This window comes from Streptomyces sp. NPDC050504 (assembly GCF_044458065.1).
In the GTDB taxonomy this organism is placed as follows: domain Bacteria; phylum Actinomycetota; class Actinomycetes; order Streptomycetales; family Streptomycetaceae; genus Streptomyces.
Genome location: NZ_JBITHO010000005.1, coordinates 530,266 through 547,191, shown reverse-complemented (window position 1 = coordinate 547,191; position 16,926 = coordinate 530,266). Strand labels below are relative to the sequence as shown.

The following is a 16,926-nucleotide window of genomic DNA, read 5'->3' as shown; positions in this document are numbered from 1 at the left end:
ATCCGGTTCGCGGGGCATGCGCCATGCGGCCATCTTTCTTTCCCCTATGCGGCTGAACTTTTGTTGATCTCAGGTCAGTTGACCCCTGTCGCGGCCTACCCTTCCAGGGGTGAACCAGTTGATGTCCCTTGCGCCCGACGGCACCGCAGAGGCCGAACAGCCTGGCGAAGCCCTGCTCCCCGGCCTGCTGAACGACGAGCTGCGGGCCGAACTCATCGCCTTCCGCCGGGACTTGCACATGCACCCGGAGCTGGGCAACCAGGAGTTCCGCACCACCGCCGCGATCAAGACGCGGCTGGAGGCGGCCGGCCTCGCGCCGCGGGTCCTGGCCACGGGAACCGGACTCGTGTGCGACATCGGCGCCGAGGGCCGGGGCGGCGCGCGGCCCATGCTGGCACTGCGCGCCGACATCGACGGGCTGCCCATTCCCGACACCAAGACGGGCGTGCCCTACCGCTCCACGGTCCCCGACCGCGCGCACGCCTGCGGGCACGACGTGCACACCACCGTCGTGCTCGGCGCCGGGCTGGTCCTCGCCGACCTCGCGCGCAAGGGGCTGCTGCCGCACCCGGTGCGGCTGCTGTTCCAGCCCGCCGAGGAGGTGCTGCCCGGCGGGGCGGCGGACGCCATCGAGTGCGGGGTGCTGGACGGCGTGGGGAAGATCGTCGCGGTGCACTGCGACCCGCGCGTCGACGCCGGCCGGATCGGGCTGCGCACCGGGGCGATCACCTCGGCCTGCGACCGCCTGGAGATCTCCCTGGACGGCCCCGGCGGCCACACCGCGCGGCCCCACCTCACCACCGACCTGGTCACCGCGGCGGCGAAGGTCGCCAGCGAGGTCCCCGCGCTGATCGCCCGCCGCGTCGACGCCCGCGCCGGGCTCGCCGTCACCTGGGGCCGCATCGAGGCGGGCCACACCTGCAACGTGATCCCGCAGCACGCCGAGCTCTCCGGCACCGTCCGCTGCCTGGACCTCCAGGCGTGGCGCGAGGCGCCCGACCTGATCCACGCGGCGGTGAACGAGGTCGCCGAGCTGCACCGCGCCAAGACCGAGATCAACTACATCCGGGGCGTCCCCCCGGTCGTCAACGACCCCGGGGTCGCGGACCTGCTGGCCCGCGCGATGACGGCGCGCCGGGGCGCGTACGCGGTGGAGGACACCGAGCAGAGCCTCGGCGGCGAGGACTTCTCCTGGTACCTGGAACACGTACCGGGCGCGATGGCCCGGTTGGGCGTCCGCACACCGGGTGAAAACACCCGACGCGACCTGCATCGCGGCGACTTCGACGTGGACGAGTCGGCGATCGCCGTGGGCGTCGAGCTCTTCACGGCCGCCGCGCTGATCGATCGCGATCGTTTGTAATCGGCCACTGCACCCCACAGGTCACCTTCCGTTCACGACGATCCGATAACGGCTTACGTACAGGGCTTTATCTGACATCTACGCGCGTTACGATCGCGGCAAAACCAGCGCCGGAAGAGGCGCTTCAGGTCAGGTTTGAAGGAGCCTCCCTTGCGCCGGATCACCAGGATCGCCACCGTGGGCATTGCGTCCACGGCGCTCGCGCTCACTGCCACCGCGTGTGGCAACAAGTCCTCCTCTTCGTCCTCCTCGGACAAGTCGGAGTCCAAGGCCGCCATCGCCTACGACGTCGGCGGCAAGGGCGACCAGTCGTTCAACGACGCCGCCTTCGCCGGTCTGCAGAAGGCCGAGAAGGAGCTGGGCTTCAAGGGCACCGAGGGCGAGCCCTCGGACGGCGAGGGCGACGCCGACAAGGTGCAGCGCCTCACCGAGCTGGCCCGCTCCGGGAACAACCCGGTCATCGGCGTCGGCTTCGCATACGCGCCCGCCATCGAGAAGGTCGCGAAGAAGTTCCCGAAGACCACCTTCGGCATCATCGACGACACCTCGAAGACCGGTAAGAACATCGCCAACCTGGTCTTCAACGAGGAGCAGGGCTCCTACCTGGCCGGCGTTGCCGCCGCCAAGACGACCAAGTCCAACACGGTCGGCTTCATCGGTGGTGTCGAGGTTCCGCTGATCAAGAAGTTCGAGGCGGGCTTCGTTCAGGGCGTCAAGGACACCAACCCCAAGGTCAAGGTGCTCACCCAGTACCTGACCCAGCCGCCGAACATGACCGGCTTCTCCAAGCCGGACCTCGGCAAGGCCGCCGCCCAGGGCCAGCTCGACAAGGGCGCCGACGTGATCTACTCCGCCGCCGGTCTGGCCGGTTCGGGCGCGATCGAGGCGGGCTCCAAGGCCGGCAAGTGGTCCATCGGCGTGGACTCCGACCAGTACCTCCAGAAGGGCCTGGCCGCCTACAAGGACAAGATCCTGACCTCGGTCACCAAGGACGTCTCGGACTCCGTCTTCGACCTGATCAAGTCGGTCAAGGACGGGAAGCCGCTCTCCGGCGAGGTCCGCCTCGGCCTGGACAAGGACGGCGTCGGCCTGGCCGAGTCCAACCCGGCCTACACCAAGATGACGGACGTCACCGCCGCGGTCGCCAAGGCGAAGCAGGAGATCGTCTCCGGCAAGATCAAGGTGAAGACCACCCCGTAACCGGGACTCGGTCGCGGTGGTTCCCCGCGGGTCCGGTGGTGCGGCTTCAGGCCGTACTCCGGGCCCGCGGAGCACCGTGTGCACCCCTCGTTCACGATTCGGCAGCGCTACGCGCGTAGACCGCCTCTTGGCGCGATAGTTTCGCCCCCTTGCCTGCCCCCGCCCCCGCTTCCGCTCCTTCTCCCGCCAAGGAGAGTGCGTCATCAACGCGTCCAGCCCGCCCGCAGTCGAACTGCGCGGCATCACCAAGCGCTTCCCCGGCGTCGTCGCCAACCACGACATCGACATCACCATCCGCAAGGGCACCGTGCACGCCCTCATCGGTGAGAACGGTGCCGGCAAGTCGACCCTGATGAAGATCCTCTACGGCATGCAGAAGCCGGACGAGGGCACCATCGCGATCGACGGCGAACAGGCGAGCTTCAGCAGCCCCGCCGACGCCATCGCGCGCGGCATCGGCATGGTGCACCAGCACTTCATGCTCGCCGACAACCTCACCGTCCTGGAGAACGTCGTTCTCGGCGGCGAGAAGCTGCACGGCATCGGCGCCAAGGCCCGCAAGAAGATCCTGGAGATCTCCGACGCGTACGGCCTCGGCGTGCGCCCCGACGCCCTCGTCGAGGAGCTCGGCGTCGCCGACCGCCAGCGCGTGGAGATCCTCAAGGTCCTCTACCGCGGCGCCCGCACGCTGATCCTCGACGAGCCGACCGCGGTGCTCGTGCCGCAGGAGGTCGACGCGCTCTTCGACAACCTCCGCGAGCTCAAGGCGGAGGGCCTGACCGTCATCTTCATCTCGCACAAGCTGGGCGAGGTGCTGTCCGTCGCCGACGACATCACCGTCATCAGGCGCGGTACGACGGTGGGCACCGCCGACCCGGCGAACACCACGACCAAGCAGCTCGCCGAGCTGATGGTCGGCAGCGAGCTGCCGTCGCCCGAGACCCGCGAGTCGACCGTCACCGACGTGCCGATGCTCCAGGTCGCGGAGCTGAAGCTGTCCGCCACCGACCCGGACGGCATGGTCCGCGCGGTGCTGGACGACATCGCCTTCACCATCCACAAGGGCGAGGTCCTGGGCATCGCCGGCGTCGAGGGCAACGGCCAGACCGAGCTGATCGAGGCCCTCATCGGCCTGCGCACCCCGGACTCCGGCACCATCACGCTCGACTCCGCCGACATCACCGCGGCACCGACGCGCAAGCGGCGCGAGGGCGGCATCGGCTACATCCCCGAGGACCGGCACCGCCACGGACTCCTCCTGGATGCCCCCCTCTGGGAGAACCGCATCCTCGGCCACGTCACCGAGGCGCCGAACAGCAAGAACGGCATCCTCAACCCCAAGGCGGCCCGCCAGGACACCGAGCGGATCGTGCGCGAGTACGACGTCCGCACCCCCGGCATCGAGGTCACCGCGGCCTCCCTCTCCGGTGGCAACCAGCAGAAGCTGATCGTCGGCCGCGAGATGAGCCACAACCCCAAGTTCCTGATCGCCGCCCACCCCACCCGCGGCGTGGACGTCGGCGCCCAGGCGCAGATCTGGGACCAGATCCGCGAGGCGCGCCGCGAGGGACTGGCCGTGCTGCTGATCTCCGCGGACCTCGACGAGCTGATCGGCCTCTCGGACACGCTGCGCGTGATGTACCGAGGCCGCCTCGTCGCGGACGCCGACCCCGCCACCATCACCCCGGAGCAGCTGGGCTCGGCCATGACCGGCGCGGCCTCCGGCCACCTCGAGCACGTCGAAGACGGTGACGCCCGATGAAAAAGCTGGACAAGGACAAGCTGATCCTCGGCTTCGCAGGACCGGCACTGGCCCTGGTCGTGGCCATCGCGCTGACCACCGTGGTGCTGCTCGTCTCGGGCACCAACCCGATGGACCCGTACCAGATCATGATCGACTCCGCGTCCTTCGTGGACGTGCAGGTCCTGATCATCAACCAGGCGGGGATCTACTACCTGGCGGCGCTCGCGGTGGCCATCGGCTTCCGGATGAACCTCTTCAACATCGGCGTCGACGGCCAGTACCGTCTCGCCGCGATGGTCGCCGCCCTCGTCGGCGCCTCGATCGAGCTGCCCGGACCGCTGCACATCCTGCTGATCGTGCTGACCGCCATGCTGGTCGGCGCCTTCTGGTCGGGCATCGCGGGCTACCTCAAGACGACCCGAGGGGTCTCCGAGGTGGTCTCCACGATCATGCTCAACTCGATCGCCACCGCCCTGGTCGCCTGGCTGATCCTGCCGAAGAACTTCGGCGTGCAGCCTGCGGGCTCCAACAACCTGACGACCGGCGACATCGCAGAGTCCGGCTGGTTCCCCGGCCTGTCCATGGGCGACGAGGCCGGGGAGATCTACGGCTTCACCTTCGTCGCCGTCCTGCTGGGCGTCGTCTACTGGTTCGCCCTCAACCGCACCCGCTTCGGCTTCGACCTGCGCGCCACCGGTGCCAGCGAATCCGCCGCCCAGGCGAGCGGCGTCAGCGCCAAGAAGATGGTCCTGACCTCCATGCTGATCTCCGGCGCCGTCGCCGGTCTCGCGGGCATGCCGACGCTGCTCGGCGAGACCCACACGTACAGCCTCGACTTCCCGGCGGGCGTCGGCTTCACCGGCATCACCATCGCCCTGCTCGGCCGCAACAGCCCGCTCGGCATCGGTTTCGCCGCGCTGCTGATCGCCTTCCTCGACAAGGCCTCCGCCTCGCTCGACCAGCACGGTTACGAGAAGGAGATCGCCCAGATCATGCAGGGCCTGATCGTGATCTCGGTGGTCGTCAGCTACGAGATCGTCCGCCGTTACGGCCTCCGTCGCCAGCAGCAGAAGGTCGGCGAAGAGCTGGCCGCGGGCGGCGCCATCAAGACCGACAAGGAGGTCGCGGCATGAGCGCGAGCACCAGCACCGTTTCCGCCGCGAGCACCGCGCCCAAGAAGGGCGGCGGCCGCCGCAAGCTCACTCTGCCGTGGATCCTGCTGATCATCGCGGGCGGGCTCGCGCTGATCTCCCTGGTCCGCATGATCAGCGGCGCCGACGACCTCACCTCCATCGGCCAGGTCTCCGGCGCGCTCGAACTTGCCGTGCCGATCGGCCTCGCCGGACTCGGCGGCCTGTGGGCCGAGCGCGCGGGCGTGGTCAACATCGGTCTTGAAGGCATGCTGATCCTGGGCACCTGGTTCGGCGCCTGGGCGGGCTTCCAGTGGGGCCCGTGGGTCGGCGTCCTCTTCGGCATCATCGGCGGCGCGCTCGGCGGGCTGCTGCACGCGATCGTCACCGTCACCTTTGGGGTGAACCACATCGTCTCCGGTGTGGCCATCAACATCCTCGCGGTGGGCGTGACCCGCTACCTCTCCAACTTCACCTTCGCCGACGCCGAGGGCGGCTCCTCCAAGCAGTCCCCGCGCGTCGACGAGATCACCGACATCACCGTGCCGGGGCTCTCGGACTGGATGGAGACGCTCCAGGGCAAACACTGGTTCTTCGTCTCCGACCTCGCAGGTGTGGTCGGCGGCCTGGTCACGGGACTGTCCCTGCTGACCGTCGTCGCCCTGCTGCTGATCCCCGGCACCTGGTGGGTCCTGTGGCGCACCGCCTTTGGCCTGCGCCTGCGTTCCTGCGGTGAGAACCCGGTCGCGGCCGAGTCGCTGGGCGTCAACGTCTACAAGTACAAGTACATCGCGGTCACCGTCTCCGGTGCCCTCGCGGGCCTCGGCGGCGCGTTCCTGGCGATCGTCGCCACCGGCATCTACCAGGAGGGCCAGACCGGCGGTCGCGGCTACATCGGCCTCGCCGCGATGATCTTCGGCAACTGGATGCCGGGCGGCATGGCGCTGGGCGCGGGCCTGTTCGGCTTCACCGACAGCCTCAAGCTGCGCGGCGGCGCCGAGAACGTCCACGCGATGCTGCTGCTCCTGGCGATCCTGCTGGTCCTCGTGTTCGCCTGGCAGCTGTACAAGAAGAAGTACGTCTCCGCCGCGATCTCCGCGGCCGTCGCGGGCGGCCTCTTCGCCTGGTACGCGCTGACCGACCAGGTCCCGAGCCAGTTCGTCGACGCCGCACCGTACGTCACCACGCTGCTCGTCCTCGCGCTCTCCGCGCAACGGCTCAGGATGCCCAAGGCCGACGGCATGCCGTACCGCAAGGGCCAGGGCAAGTGACGACCGTTCCCGGCGGGTCGGCCGTCGACTGGGACGCCCTGCGGGAGGCCGCCCGGGACGCGATGTCCCGGGCGTACGCCCCCTACTCCGGCTACCCGGTCGGCGCGGCGGCGCTCGTCGACGACGGCCGCACGGTCAGCGGCTGCAACGTCGAGAACGCCTCGTACGGCATCGGGCTGTGCGCGGAGTGCGGGCTCGTCTCCGCGCTCCAGGCCGGCGGCGGCGGTCGGCTGACGCACTTCACGTGCGTCGACGGCCGGGGCGAGATCCTCGTCCCGTGCGGCCGGTGCAGGCAGCTGCTGTACGAGTTCGGCGGCGACGAACTGCTGGTGGAGACCCCGCAGGGGGTCCTGCCGCTCGCCGAGATGCTGCCGCAGGCGTTCGGCCCGCAGCACCTGAAGTAACCTCAGCGGCCCCTCTCGCACGCGGGAGGGGCCGCCCCCTTCGTCACCCTCTATGCGCGTAGAGTCACGCGCGTACGTGCGTACGCACCGACGTACCGAACCGCAGAATTGCCGGAAGGAATGCCATGGACGTCATCTCCGTCATCCGCACCAAGCGCGACAAGGGCGAACTGAGCCCCGAGCAGATCGACTGGGTCATCGACGCGTACACGCGCGGTGTCGTCGCCGACGAGCAGATGTCGGCGCTGGCCATGGCGATCCTGCTGAACGGCATGAACCGCACCGAGATCGCCCGCTGGACCGCCGCGATGATCGCCAGCGGCGAGCGCATGGAGTTCTCCGCGCTGTCCCGCCCGACCGCCGACAAGCACTCCACCGGCGGCGTCGGCGACAAGATCACGCTGCCGCTCGCCCCGCTGGTCGCCGCGTGCGGCGCGGCCGTCCCGCAGCTCTCCGGGCGCGGCCTCGGCCACACCGGCGGCACCCTCGACAAGCTGGAGTCCATCCCCGGCTGGCGCGCGCTGCTCTCCAACGAGGAGATGCTGCACGTCCTGGACAGCACCGGCGCGGTGATCTGCGCGGCGGGCGACGGACTGGCCCCCGCCGACAAGAAGCTGTACGCGCTGCGCGACGTGACCGGCACGGTCGAGGCGATCCCGCTCATCGCCTCCTCGATCATGTCCAAGAAGATCGCCGAGGGCACGGACTCCCTGGTCCTGGACGTGAAGGTCGGCTCCGGCGCCTTCATGAAGAACATCGAGGACGCGCGCGAGCTGGCGTCCACGATGGTCGCGCTCGGCACCGACAGCGGCGTGCGCACGGTCGCCCTGCTCACCGACATGGCGACCCCGCTCGGCCTCACCGCGGGCAACGCCCTCGAAGTCCGCGAGTCCGTCGAGGTCCTCGCGGGCGGCGGTCCGGCCGACGTCGTCGAGCTGACCCTCGCCCTGGCGCGCGAGATGCTGGACGCGGCGGGCCTGAAGAACGCCGACCCGGCGAAGGCACTCGCGGACGGCTCCGCGATGGACGTCTGGCGCCGGATGATCGCGGCGCAGGGCGGCGACCCGGACGCGGCGCTGCCGGTGGCGCGCGAGCAGCACGTGATCACGGCGCCGTCGTCCGGCGTGCTGACCCGGCTCGACGCGTACGACATCGGCGTCGCGGCCTGGCGCCTGGGTGCGGGCCGCGCGCGCAAGGAGGACCCGGTGCAGGCGGGCGCGGGCGTGGAGCTGCACGCGAAGCCGGGGGACTCGGTGGTGGCGGGGCAGCCGCTGATGACGCTGCACACGGACACGCCGGAGAAGTTCGAGTACGCGCTGAAGCCGCTCGACGCGGCGTTCGACATCGCGGCCCCGGGCACGGCGTTCACCCCGAACCCGATCGTCCTGGACCGCATCGCGTAGTACGCGGGGTGGCGGGCCCGCCGGGCGAGAGTGGTGCCCTGCGGCCCGGTGGAGGCTCGCTCGCGCAGTTCCCCGCGCCCCTGACGGGGCGCGGGGAACTGCGCGAGGGTGGGGCACACGCCGCAGATGCCCACTCCGCGTCAGCGGGCTCGCAGGCGAAAAGCGCCCACCCCGGGCAACGGGACCCCACCCCCCACCCCCGCCCCCTAAAGCAACCCCGCCAACTCCCGCATCTCGTCGAAGACAACCGTCCCCGGCCCCAACAACCGATCCGCCCGCGTCAGCCCACCGCAGTACCCGAACGCCCGCATCCCCGCCGCCCGAGCCGCCCGCACCCCGTAAGGACTGTCCTCCACCACCGAGCACCGCTCGGCCCGCGCGCCCATCGCGCGCGCCGCGTGCAGGAAGAGATCGGGCTCCGGCTTGCCGCGCGCCACGTCGGCCGCGCTGAAGATCCGCCCCTCGGGGAACCGCTCCGCGAGCCCCGTCAGCGCGAGGCTCCGGCGCACGGCCTGGTGGCTGCCGTTGGACGCCACGCAGTACGGCACGCCCCGCGCGTCCAACGCGTCCAGCACCGTCACGACCCCGTCCACGGCCGTGAGCTCGGCCTCGAACAGCTCGTCGTACAGGTACTCGTACGCGTCGTGCCAGCCGTCCTCCAGCGGGCGGCCGAGACGTTCCTCGACGATGGCCCGGTAGACCTCGCCGGACGAGCCGACGAACTTCTCGATGATCTCGGCCTCGGTGAAGTGGATCCCGAGCTCGGCGAAGATCTGCGCGTCCACCCGTACGCAGAGCCGCTCGCTGTCCACCAGGACGCCGTCGCAGTCGAATATGACCAGTTCCACGCGCGCAGCCTACGGGCAGCGATGAGTTCTGGCCGTGGCGTGGGTCTCCCTCATGTGGATGCCACTCAACGGATCGTTCTCGTCATCGCCGACCGGGTCACGTCGGCCGACGTCCCGCGCCTCTGCGAGGAGTTGACCGCCCTGCTCGACGCGCACGACGCGGCGGAGGTGGACTGCGACGTGGGGGCGCTCGGCGCGCCCGGCCTCGCGGCGGTGGACGCGGTCGCGCGGCTGCGGCTCACCGCCCGCAGGCGCGGCCGCACGCTCAGGCTGCGCAACCCCACGCCCGGCCTGCTCGCCCTCCTCGAACTCGTGGGCCTGCACGAGGACTGAGGAGGGCGTCAAGGAGCGCGGGTCGCGCCCTCGACCGCCGTGAACGTGTACGCGCAGTCGCGGATGACACCCGTCACCTGCGGCGCGGGCGGGCTCGCGCAGCCGTCGCTCTCGGGCTGCGGCGGCGGCGAGCCGTACGGCTTCCCGTAGGGCTCGGGCCCCCGCGGTGTCCCCTCCGCGGGGGCGGGCGCCTGCTGGAGCCAGAGCGTGAGCCCCGCCCCCAGCACCGTCAGCACCGCCCAGGCGCCGACGGCCCACCGGCGTCCCCGCCTCACGCCTCGCCGGGCGCGGGCAGCCGCTCCGGCAGGTCGAACAGCGGGAACCAGCGCTTCACGTCCAGGAACGACGTGATCCCGCTGATCTTTCCGTCGACGATCTCGATCGTCATCAGCGCCCACGGGTCGAACGAGCCGTCGCCCGACTGGCTCGGGTGGTAGTGCGCGAACGCGGGCGTGCCGTTGGCGACCGTCGCCACCAGGCGCGAGCCGCGGCAGACCTCGCCGACGCCCAGCATCCAGCCGACGATGTCGTCGTGGCCCCGGAGCCACAGGTCGTACGGCGGCATGGACAGCGTCGCGTCCTCGTGGAGCAGCTTGGTGAGCGCCGCCATGTCGTACCCCTCGAACGCGGCGACGTACCGCTCCAGGAGCTTCTGCTGCTCCTCGTCGAGCGGGTCGGCGGTGTCCGAGCTCGCCGGGGCGTGCTCCGCGAGGGTGGCCCGCGCCCGCTGGAGCGCGCTGTTCACCGACGCGACCGTGAGCTCCAGCAGCTCCGCGACCTCGCTCGCCTTCCAGGCCAGCACCTCGCGCAGGATCAGCACCGCCCGCTGCTTGGGCGGCAGGTGCTGGAGCGCGGCGACGAACGCCAGGCGGATCGTCTCCCGCTCGACCGCGGTCTCCGCCGGGTCGGCGACGGACGGCAGCACCCGCCCGTCCGGCACCGGCTCCAACCAGGTTATCTCCGGGCGGGAGTTGAGCTGGGCCTGGGCGACGGGCGTCGGTGCCGTCAGGTCCATCGGGCGGGCGCGCTTGTTGCCCGCGTTCAGCATGTCCAGGCACACGTTGGTCGCGATGCGGTACAGCCACGACCGCAGGGACGAGCGCCCCTCGAACTTGTCGAAGCTGCGCCACGCCCGCACGAGCGTGTCCTGCACCGCGTCCTCCGCCTCGAAGGCGGAACCGAGCATCCGGTAGCAGTACCCCGTCAGCTCGGTCCTGTGCCCCTCCAGTCGCGCGTCGATGTCACTTGTCGCCAGATCACTCATCAGGTCCACCCCAGTCGCCCCTCGGCACCAGCACTGGGGAAGTTACCGCAGGGCACTGACAATCAGCCCCCGCGCGGGGAAAATGCCGTGATGTGCCCGGGTGTGCGCCCTCGCGCGCGCCCTCCCGCGCACCCGTTACGTGCCCGGCTTGCGGCCGTACACGAACACGTCGTCCCCGTTGCGCAGCAGGTTCCAGTACGCCTTCGCGTCCGCCGGCCGCATGTTCACGCAGCCGCCCGAACCGGGCGGGTTGTGCACGGACTTGGTGACCGAGTGGAACGCCTGCCCGCCGTCGAAGAACTGCGAGTACGGCATCCACACCCGGTAGATCGTCGACCAGTGGTCGATGCTGCGGTAGTAGACCCGCTTGGATCCGGTACGGGTCTCCGCGCCGTCCCGCCCGGTCCGCACCGGCACGGGCCCGTACTTCAGCCGCGCCCCGTCCTGGATCCAGCTCAGCTGCCGCGTCAGGTCGACGCAGGCGATCCGCCCCCGGTTGGTCGGGCAACGCCCCGCCCTGTTGGGGGTGTTGCCCGCCGCCTTCTGCGCGAGGATCGTGCTCATCGTGCGCCAGGTGACGGTGCCCGCGTACCCGGCGGCCGGCGATATCCCGTGCCAGCGCTGGAACTTGCGGGTCGCCACGCAGTCGGCGGGCGACTGCCGCCCGTCGACCGGGCGCCCCATGTACTTCTCGACCTGCCGCTGGTACGGCCCGGTCTGCGTGGTGCAGCCGCTCGCCGCGGCGGCCGGCGCGCTCCCGACGGCCGCCGTCAGCGGCACCAGCAGCGCGGTGAGTCCGAGCGCGGCCCCGGCCAGTCTCGGCCTGTCCCCCATGACATCCAACTCCCTTTTGTGTCCGGTGAGTTGGTTATGCACACGATGGGCGCCGCGCAATCATCGACGCGTCGGCGGCCCTGCTCAGCGGGTCGCGGGGACCAGCCGCCGCTCGGCCCGCGCCACCCGCGTCCCGTACAGCGTGATCGACGCGACGCCGACGACGGCGAACAGGCCGAGCGCCACGGTCCCGCCCCAGCCGCCGGAGTGGAAGGCGACCGCGCCGAGCGTGCCGCCCGCGCTGCTGCCGACGTAGTACGCGGACTGGTAGAGCGCCGACGCCTGCGCGCGGCCCGTCTTCGCGGTGCGGCTCACCGAGGAGGAGGCCACCGCGTGCCCCGCGAAGAAGCCCGCGGTGATCAGGACGAGGCCCAGCAGCACGGCGGTCAGCTCGTCGCCCAGCGAGAGCAGCAGCCCGGCCGCCGTCGTCGACACGGCGAGGTAGAGCGCGCCCCTGCGGCCCAGCCGCCCGACCAGCTTCCCGGCCGCGGCCGACGAGGCCGTACCGACCAGGTAGACCAGGAAGACCGAGCCGACGACGCCCTGCGGAAGGCCGAAGGGCTCCTCGGTCAGCCGGTAGCCGATCACCGTGTAGACCGCGCCGAAGACGGTCATGAACAGCGCGCCGATCGCGTACAGCCGCAGCAGCAGCGGGTCCGCGAGGTGCCCCCGTACGGTCGCCAGCAGTGCCTTCGGGTTCACCGGGCCCGGCGCGAAGTGCCGAGCCGCGGGCAGCAGCGCGCGGAAGACCAGCGCGCAGACCAGCGCCAGCAGGCCCACCGACGCGAGCGCCGCGCGCCAGCCCCACAGCTGGGCGACCCAGCCGGTGAGGATGCGCCCGGTCATGCCGCCGATGGAGTTGCCCGCGACGAACAGTCCGATCGCCGCGACCAGCGCCCTGGGCCGCACCTCCTCCGCGAGGTACGCCATGGCGGACGCGGGCAGCCCGGCCAGCGCCGCGCCCTGCACCGCGCGCAGTGCGATCAGCGAGCCGAGGTCGGGGGCGAGGGGCACGAGCAGCCCGACCAGCACGGCCACGGCGAGCGAGACGGTCATCATCCGGACCCGGCCGAAGCGCTCGGACAGCGCGCTCAGCGGCAGGACGGCCAGGGCGAGCGCGCCGGTGGCGGCGGAGACCGTCCAGCTCGCGGCGCTCGCGCTCACGCCGAAGTCGGCGGAGACGGCCGGGAGGAGGGCCTGGGTGGAGTAGAGGAGGGCGAAGGTGGCGACGCCTGCGGCGAAGAGCGCGAGGCTCGTGCGGCGGTAGCCGGGGGAGGAGGGGGAGAGGCGGGAGTCGGCGTCCACCGGTGAGGTGGACGCCCTGGTATCGGCAGGCATGCGTCGAACGTAGGCCGGTGCGGCCTCATGCGTCCAATGCACAGAACGCCGATAATCGATCCCATGGTGCATCAACGCAGCTCACAGCGGCGGCTGTCACGGAGCAGTTACGAAGAACCCGTCGATCGGGCGGACGTCACCGCGGTCCTGGCGCCGCGCCTCGCCCACTTCGCGGCCGTCGCCCGCCACGAGCACGTCACGCGCGCGGCGCACGAACTGGGCGTGCCCCAGTCGACGCTCTCCCGGGCGATGGCACGCCTCGAACAGGACCTGGACGTGACGCTCTTCGCCCGCCGGGGCCGCACGGTCTCCCTGACCCCGGCGGGCCACACCTTCCTGACGGCCGTCGAGCGGGCGCTCGCGGAGGTGGAGCGCGCGGCGGACTCGGTACGGGCGGACGCGGACCCCTCGTCGGGCAAGGTCGCCTTCGGCTTCCTGCACACCATGGGCTCCGAGACGGTCCCGTCCCTGATCAGGGCGTTCCGCGCGGACCATCCCCGGGTCCGCTTCCAGCTCGTGCAGAACTACGGCGAGGCGATGCTGGAGCGGCTGCGGGCGGGGGACCTCGACCTGTGCCTGACGTCCCCGGTGCCGGACGCGCCCGACCTGGTGGCGCGGCGCCTGGACGAGCAGCGGCTGCGGCTGGTCGTCCCCGACGACCACCGGCTGGCCGTGCGCAAACGGGTCCGCCTCGCGGAGGCGGCGGACGAGACGTTCGTGACGCTGGAACCGGGGTACGGGCTGCGCCGCATCACCGACGACCTGTGCGCGGAGGCGGGCTTCAGGCCGCGCGTGGCGTTCGAGGGCGAGGAGGCGGAGACCCTGCGGGGCCTGGTGGCGGCGGGGCTGGGGGTGGCCCTGCTGCCGCCCCCCGCGGTGGCCCGCCCCGGCGTCGTCGAGCTGACGGTCACGGCGCCGCGGGCGGTCCGCGAGATCGGGGTGGCGTGGCTGGACGGCCACGTGGACACGCCCCCGGTGGTCGCGTTCAAGAAGTTCCTCCTGTCGAGGAGGGGCCACCTGCTCCCGGAGTGAGGGGGCGGCGGGGGCGCGGGGAACTGCGCAATCTTTTGACGCCCCCCGGGGGGCGCGGCCCCGCTTACCGCCGTAACGACCTCCCGAACCCCGCCGCGAGCGGCATCCGCAACCCCAACGGCGGCGGAGCCGCCAACGCGTCGGCCACCGGCCGGGCGAACGCCCCTCCGAACAGCGCCCCGAGGACGAAGTCCACCGACAGGGCCGTCACCTCCGCCCGGTGCTGCCGCAGCGCGTGCCGGTCCGAGTGCACCTCGAACCTGCACACGTCCCGGTTCGCCTTCTTCAGCCGCTCCGCGAGCCGGTACGACAGCTCGGGATCGGTCCGCTCGTCGTTCGTGCCGTGCACGATCAGCACCCGCCGCCCCGCGAGCTGCCGCACCGGCTCCGGCTCCGCCGCCACGTCGTTCTCGGGCAGCCAGGGGGCCAGCGCGAGCACGGAGTTGACGGCCGGGTGGCCGCCTGCGCGCAGCGCGGCCCGCCCGCCCATCCCGTACCCGACGAGGCACACCGGCACGTCCCCGTACCGTTCGACCGCCTCCGAAACCGCCCGCTCCGCGTCCCCCGCGAGCAGTGCGTCGGGTCCGTTCCAGCCCCGGCACCGGTAGCGGACGACGTGGCAGGCGAGCCCGTCGGCGCGCCCCGCGCGGGCCAGCGCGCGGGCGAGCGGGAGCTGGGCCGCGTACGAGAGCGGCGACGCCCCGCGCCGCGAGGCCTCCTCCCCCTCGGGGAGCAGCAACACCACCCCTCCGACGGCGGATCCGCCGCTCCCGCCCGTCCCTCCCGCCCTGCTCGTGCCCGCCGCTTTGAAGGCCCGCCCCATCGCATGCTCTGCTGCCATGGCGAAACAGTCTCAGAAGCCGACGTGTACTCCACCCGTCCTGTCCATCACTGTTACGTATCGGCCCCGTCGCGTGCCCGCGCGCTCTACGCGCGTAGGGGCTAGAGTGCGCAGATGACGAGCCAGACCCTCAACGTCCCGGCCGCGGACCAGATCCGCCGCGCCCCGAAGGTGCTGCTCCACGACCACCTCGACGGCGGACTGCGCCCCGGCACGATCATCGACCTCGCCCGTGCGAACGGATACGACGGCCTTCCCGAGACCGAGCCCGACAAACTCGGGATCTGGTTCAGGGAGGCGGCCGACTCCGGTTCCCTGGAGCGCTATCTGGAGACCTTCGCGCACACCTGCGCCGTCATGCAGACCCGCGACGCCCTGGTCCGCGTCGCCGCCGAGTGCGCCGAGGACCTCGCCGAGGACGGCGTGGTCTACGCGGAGGTGCGGTACGCCCCCGAGCAGCACCTCACCGGCGGCCTGAGCCTCGAAGAGGTCGTGGAGGCCGTCAACGAGGGCTTCCGCGAGGGCGAGCGCCGCGCCCGCGCGAACGGCCACCGCATCCGCGTCGGGGCCCTGCTCACCGCGATGCGGCACGCGGCCCGCTCGCTGGAGATCGCCGAACTCGCCAACCGCTACCGCGACCTGGGCGTCGTCGGCTTCGACATCGCGGGCGCCGAGGCGGGCTTCCCGCCCACCCGGCACCTCGACGCGTTCGAGTACCTCAAGCGCGAGAACAACCACTTCACGATCCACGCGGGCGAGGCGTTCGGCCTGCCGTCCATCTGGCAGGCGCTCCAGTGGTGCGGCGCCGACCGCCTCGGCCACGGCGTGCGGATCATCGACGACATCCAGGTCGCCGAGGACGGCGGCGTCAAGCTCGGCCGCCTCGCCTCCTACGTACGGGACAAGCGCGTCCCGCTGGAGCTGTGCCCGACCTCCAACCTCCAGACGGGCGCCGCCGCCTCCTACGCCGAGCACCCCATCGGGCTGCTGCGCAAGCTGCACTTCAGGGCCACGGTCAACACCGACAACCGGCTGATGAGCGGCACCAGCATGACCCGTGAATTCGAGCACCTGGTCGGGACTTTCGGCTACACGCTCGACGACATGCAGTGGTTCACGGTCAATGCGATGAAATCAGCATTCATTCCTTTCGATGAACGACTTGCGATGATCAATGACGTCATCAAGCCCGGATATGCCGAGCTGAAGTCCGAATGGCTGTTCCAGCAGACCGCTGTGACCAGCGATTCCGCTGAAGAAACGAACTGACTTCGGGTTCTGTGAACAGTGCGCGAGCGGCCGGAAACGCCAACTTCCGGTCGCTCTCGCATGTTTGCGGGGCGGTCGGCCGCTGGCTAACTTGCGGTAGCCGCCCATTTCCCCATGCAGAATTCCCGAAGGACGAATCGCACATGAAGCAGTCCGCTGCAAAGACCCTCGGTGTCGCCGCCCTCGGTGCCGCCTTCGCCGCTGCCGCCGCCGGAACGGCCTCCGCCGCCGTCGCCCCCGGCGTCCCCGACGCGGGCGCGGCCCTGGAGAGCGTGACGCACACCCTGCCGGTCGAGCAGGCCGCGACCAAGCTCCCCGCGGGCGCCCCCGAGTCCCTGGCCGCCAGCCAGAAGGCCCTCGGCACCGGCGTCTCCAGCCTCCCGTCCGCCGCCGAGTCCCTTCCGGCGACCGCCGGGAAGGCGCTCTCCCAGGTCACCACCGCCGCCCAGAAGAGCACGGGCAAGACGGGCGACCCCGTCGGCGGTCTGCTCGGCGGTCTGCCGGTCGGCGCGCTGCCCACCAGCGGCCTGCCCGTGGGCGCGGTCCCCGGCCTCGGCGGCTGACCTCCCGTACGCCGGAGCGCTTTCGCGTACGCCCGAGAAGCATCCGCACGTGGCGGGAAGCCTCCGCATGTGACGGAAAGTCTTCGCGT

At 71.4% G+C, this 16,926-nt stretch carries 17 protein-coding genes; 11 read left to right on the top strand and 6 right to left on the bottom strand.

Annotated elements, in window-relative coordinates; all coding sequences use genetic code 11:
* Positions 1-121: 121 nt before the first annotated feature.
* The 7 genes from ACIBNE_RS21430 (at position 122) to ACIBNE_RS21400 (ending at position 8,515) form a co-directional block, all read left to right on the top strand.
* Positions 122-1,363, top strand: a complete 1,242-nt coding sequence (locus ACIBNE_RS21430; protein ID WP_399274254.1) for an amidohydrolase — start codon at positions 122-124, stop codon at positions 1,361-1,363.
* 150 nt (positions 1,364-1,513) lie between these two features.
* A complete protein-coding gene (locus tag ACIBNE_RS21425) occupies positions 1,514-2,563 on the top strand; it encodes a BMP family protein (protein ID WP_399273795.1) in 1,050 nt (349 codons plus the stop codon).
* A gap of 232 nt (positions 2,564-2,795) precedes the next feature.
* On the top strand, positions 2,796-4,325 hold the full coding sequence (locus ACIBNE_RS21420; RefSeq protein ID WP_399274252.1) for an ABC transporter ATP-binding protein: 1,530 nt from the start codon (positions 2,796-2,798) through the stop codon (positions 4,323-4,325).
* On the top strand, positions 4,322-5,440 hold the full coding sequence (locus tag ACIBNE_RS21415) for an ABC transporter permease (protein ID WP_399273793.1): 1,119 nt from the start codon (positions 4,322-4,324) through the stop codon (positions 5,438-5,440). Before ACIBNE_RS21420 ends, ACIBNE_RS21415 begins: the two co-directional genes overlap by 4 nt.
* Positions 5,437-6,708, top strand: coding sequence for an ABC transporter permease (locus ACIBNE_RS21410; protein ID WP_399273791.1), 1,272 nt, complete (start codon positions 5,437-5,439; stop codon positions 6,706-6,708). The genes ACIBNE_RS21415 and ACIBNE_RS21410 overlap by 4 nt, the downstream gene beginning before the upstream one ends.
* Positions 6,705-7,112 (top strand): cytidine deaminase, encoded by a 408-nt coding sequence (locus ACIBNE_RS21405; protein WP_399273789.1) that lies wholly within the window; start codon positions 6,705-6,707, stop codon positions 7,110-7,112. Before ACIBNE_RS21410 ends, ACIBNE_RS21405 begins: the two co-directional genes overlap by 4 nt.
* 125 nt (positions 7,113-7,237) lie before the next feature.
* Positions 7,238-8,515, top strand: coding sequence for a thymidine phosphorylase (locus ACIBNE_RS21400; RefSeq protein ID WP_399273787.1), 1,278 nt, complete (start codon positions 7,238-7,240; stop codon positions 8,513-8,515).
* A 206-nt stretch (positions 8,516-8,721) separates the two neighbouring features.
* Here ACIBNE_RS21400 and ACIBNE_RS21395 read toward each other — a convergent pair whose 3' ends face one another.
* Entirely contained in the window at positions 8,722-9,363 is a 642-nt protein-coding gene (locus tag ACIBNE_RS21395; RefSeq protein WP_399273785.1) for an HAD family hydrolase, read from the bottom strand.
* A gap of 54 nt (positions 9,364-9,417) precedes the next feature.
* Here ACIBNE_RS21395 and ACIBNE_RS21390 point away from each other — a divergent pair, with 54 nt between their 5' ends.
* Positions 9,418-9,696 (top strand): STAS domain-containing protein, encoded by a 279-nt coding sequence (locus tag ACIBNE_RS21390; protein WP_399273783.1) that lies wholly within the window; start codon positions 9,418-9,420, stop codon positions 9,694-9,696.
* Between the two features lie 8 nt (positions 9,697-9,704).
* On the opposite strand, the gene ACIBNE_RS21385 is transcribed toward ACIBNE_RS21390, so the two are convergent.
* The 4 genes from ACIBNE_RS21385 to ACIBNE_RS21370 all read right to left on the bottom strand — a co-directional run bounded on the left by ACIBNE_RS21385 (position 9,705) and on the right by ACIBNE_RS21370 (position 13,132).
* Complete coding sequence (locus ACIBNE_RS21385; protein ID WP_399273781.1) at positions 9,705-9,971, bottom strand: hypothetical protein; 267 nt, start codon at positions 9,969-9,971, stop codon at positions 9,705-9,707.
* On the bottom strand, positions 9,968-10,960 hold the full coding sequence (locus ACIBNE_RS21380) for a sigma-70 family RNA polymerase sigma factor (protein ID WP_399273780.1): 993 nt from the start codon (positions 10,958-10,960) through the stop codon (positions 9,968-9,970). The genes ACIBNE_RS21385 and ACIBNE_RS21380 overlap by 4 nt, the downstream gene beginning before the upstream one ends.
* Positions 10,961-11,095: 135 nt before the next feature.
* Positions 11,096-11,794, bottom strand: a complete 699-nt coding sequence (locus ACIBNE_RS21375; protein WP_399273778.1) for a L,D-transpeptidase family protein — start codon at positions 11,792-11,794, stop codon at positions 11,096-11,098.
* An 84-nt stretch (positions 11,795-11,878) separates the two neighbouring features.
* The gene (locus ACIBNE_RS21370) at positions 11,879-13,132 is read right to left on the bottom strand and encodes an MFS transporter (protein ID WP_399273776.1); all 1,254 of its coding nucleotides are present in this window, start codon (positions 13,130-13,132) and stop codon (positions 11,879-11,881) included.
* A gap of 63 nt (positions 13,133-13,195) precedes the next feature.
* On the opposite strand from ACIBNE_RS21370, the gene ACIBNE_RS21365 reads away from it, so the two are divergent.
* Positions 13,196-14,164, top strand: a complete 969-nt coding sequence (locus ACIBNE_RS21365) for a LysR family transcriptional regulator (RefSeq protein WP_399273774.1) — start codon at positions 13,196-13,198, stop codon at positions 14,162-14,164.
* A 64-nt stretch (positions 14,165-14,228) separates the two neighbouring features.
* On the opposite strand, the gene ACIBNE_RS21360 is transcribed toward ACIBNE_RS21365, so the two are convergent.
* Complete coding sequence (locus tag ACIBNE_RS21360) at positions 14,229-14,909, bottom strand: prolyl oligopeptidase family serine peptidase (protein ID WP_399274250.1); 681 nt, start codon at positions 14,907-14,909, stop codon at positions 14,229-14,231.
* 210 nt (positions 14,910-15,119) lie between these two features.
* Between ACIBNE_RS21360 and ACIBNE_RS21355 the strand changes: the two genes are divergently transcribed.
* Positions 15,120-16,274: an adenosine deaminase gene (locus ACIBNE_RS21355; RefSeq protein WP_399273771.1), complete on the top strand. Its 1,155-nt coding sequence runs from the start codon at positions 15,120-15,122 to the stop codon at positions 16,272-16,274.
* A 143-nt stretch (positions 16,275-16,417) separates the two neighbouring features.
* Positions 16,418-16,837, top strand: coding sequence for an ATP-binding protein (locus ACIBNE_RS21350; RefSeq protein ID WP_399273770.1), 420 nt, complete (start codon positions 16,418-16,420; stop codon positions 16,835-16,837).
* Positions 16,838-16,926 lie beyond the last annotated feature (89 nt).

What these genes read in the sequence shown, in the direction of transcription:
- ACIBNE_RS21350 (WP_399273770.1), top strand. Translation starts at nt 16,418, where the DNA reads ATGAAGCAGTCCGCTGCAAAGACCCTCGGTGTCGCCGCCCTCGGTGCC.
- ACIBNE_RS21375 (WP_399273778.1), bottom strand. Translation starts at nt 11,794, where the DNA reads ATGGGGGACAGGCCGAGACTGGCCGGGGCCGCGCTCGGACTCACCGCG.
- ACIBNE_RS21410 (WP_399273791.1), top strand. Translation starts at nt 5,437, where the DNA reads ATGAGCGCGAGCACCAGCACCGTTTCCGCCGCGAGCACCGCGCCCAAG.
- ACIBNE_RS21400 (WP_399273787.1), top strand. Translation starts at nt 7,238, where the DNA reads ATGGACGTCATCTCCGTCATCCGCACCAAGCGCGACAAGGGCGAACTG.
- ACIBNE_RS21380 (WP_399273780.1), bottom strand. Translation starts at nt 10,960, where the DNA reads ATGAGTGATCTGGCGACAAGTGACATCGACGCGCGACTGGAGGGGCAC.
- ACIBNE_RS21370 (WP_399273776.1), bottom strand. Translation starts at nt 13,132, where the DNA reads ATGCCTGCCGATACCAGGGCGTCCACCTCACCGGTGGACGCCGACTCC.
- ACIBNE_RS21430 (WP_399274254.1), top strand. Translation starts at nt 122, where the DNA reads ATGTCCCTTGCGCCCGACGGCACCGCAGAGGCCGAACAGCCTGGCGAA.
- ACIBNE_RS21365 (WP_399273774.1), top strand. Translation starts at nt 13,196, where the DNA reads ATGGTGCATCAACGCAGCTCACAGCGGCGGCTGTCACGGAGCAGTTAC.
- ACIBNE_RS21355 (WP_399273771.1), top strand. Translation starts at nt 15,120, where the DNA reads ATGACGAGCCAGACCCTCAACGTCCCGGCCGCGGACCAGATCCGCCGC.
- ACIBNE_RS21415 (WP_399273793.1), top strand. Translation starts at nt 4,322, where the DNA reads ATGAAAAAGCTGGACAAGGACAAGCTGATCCTCGGCTTCGCAGGACCG.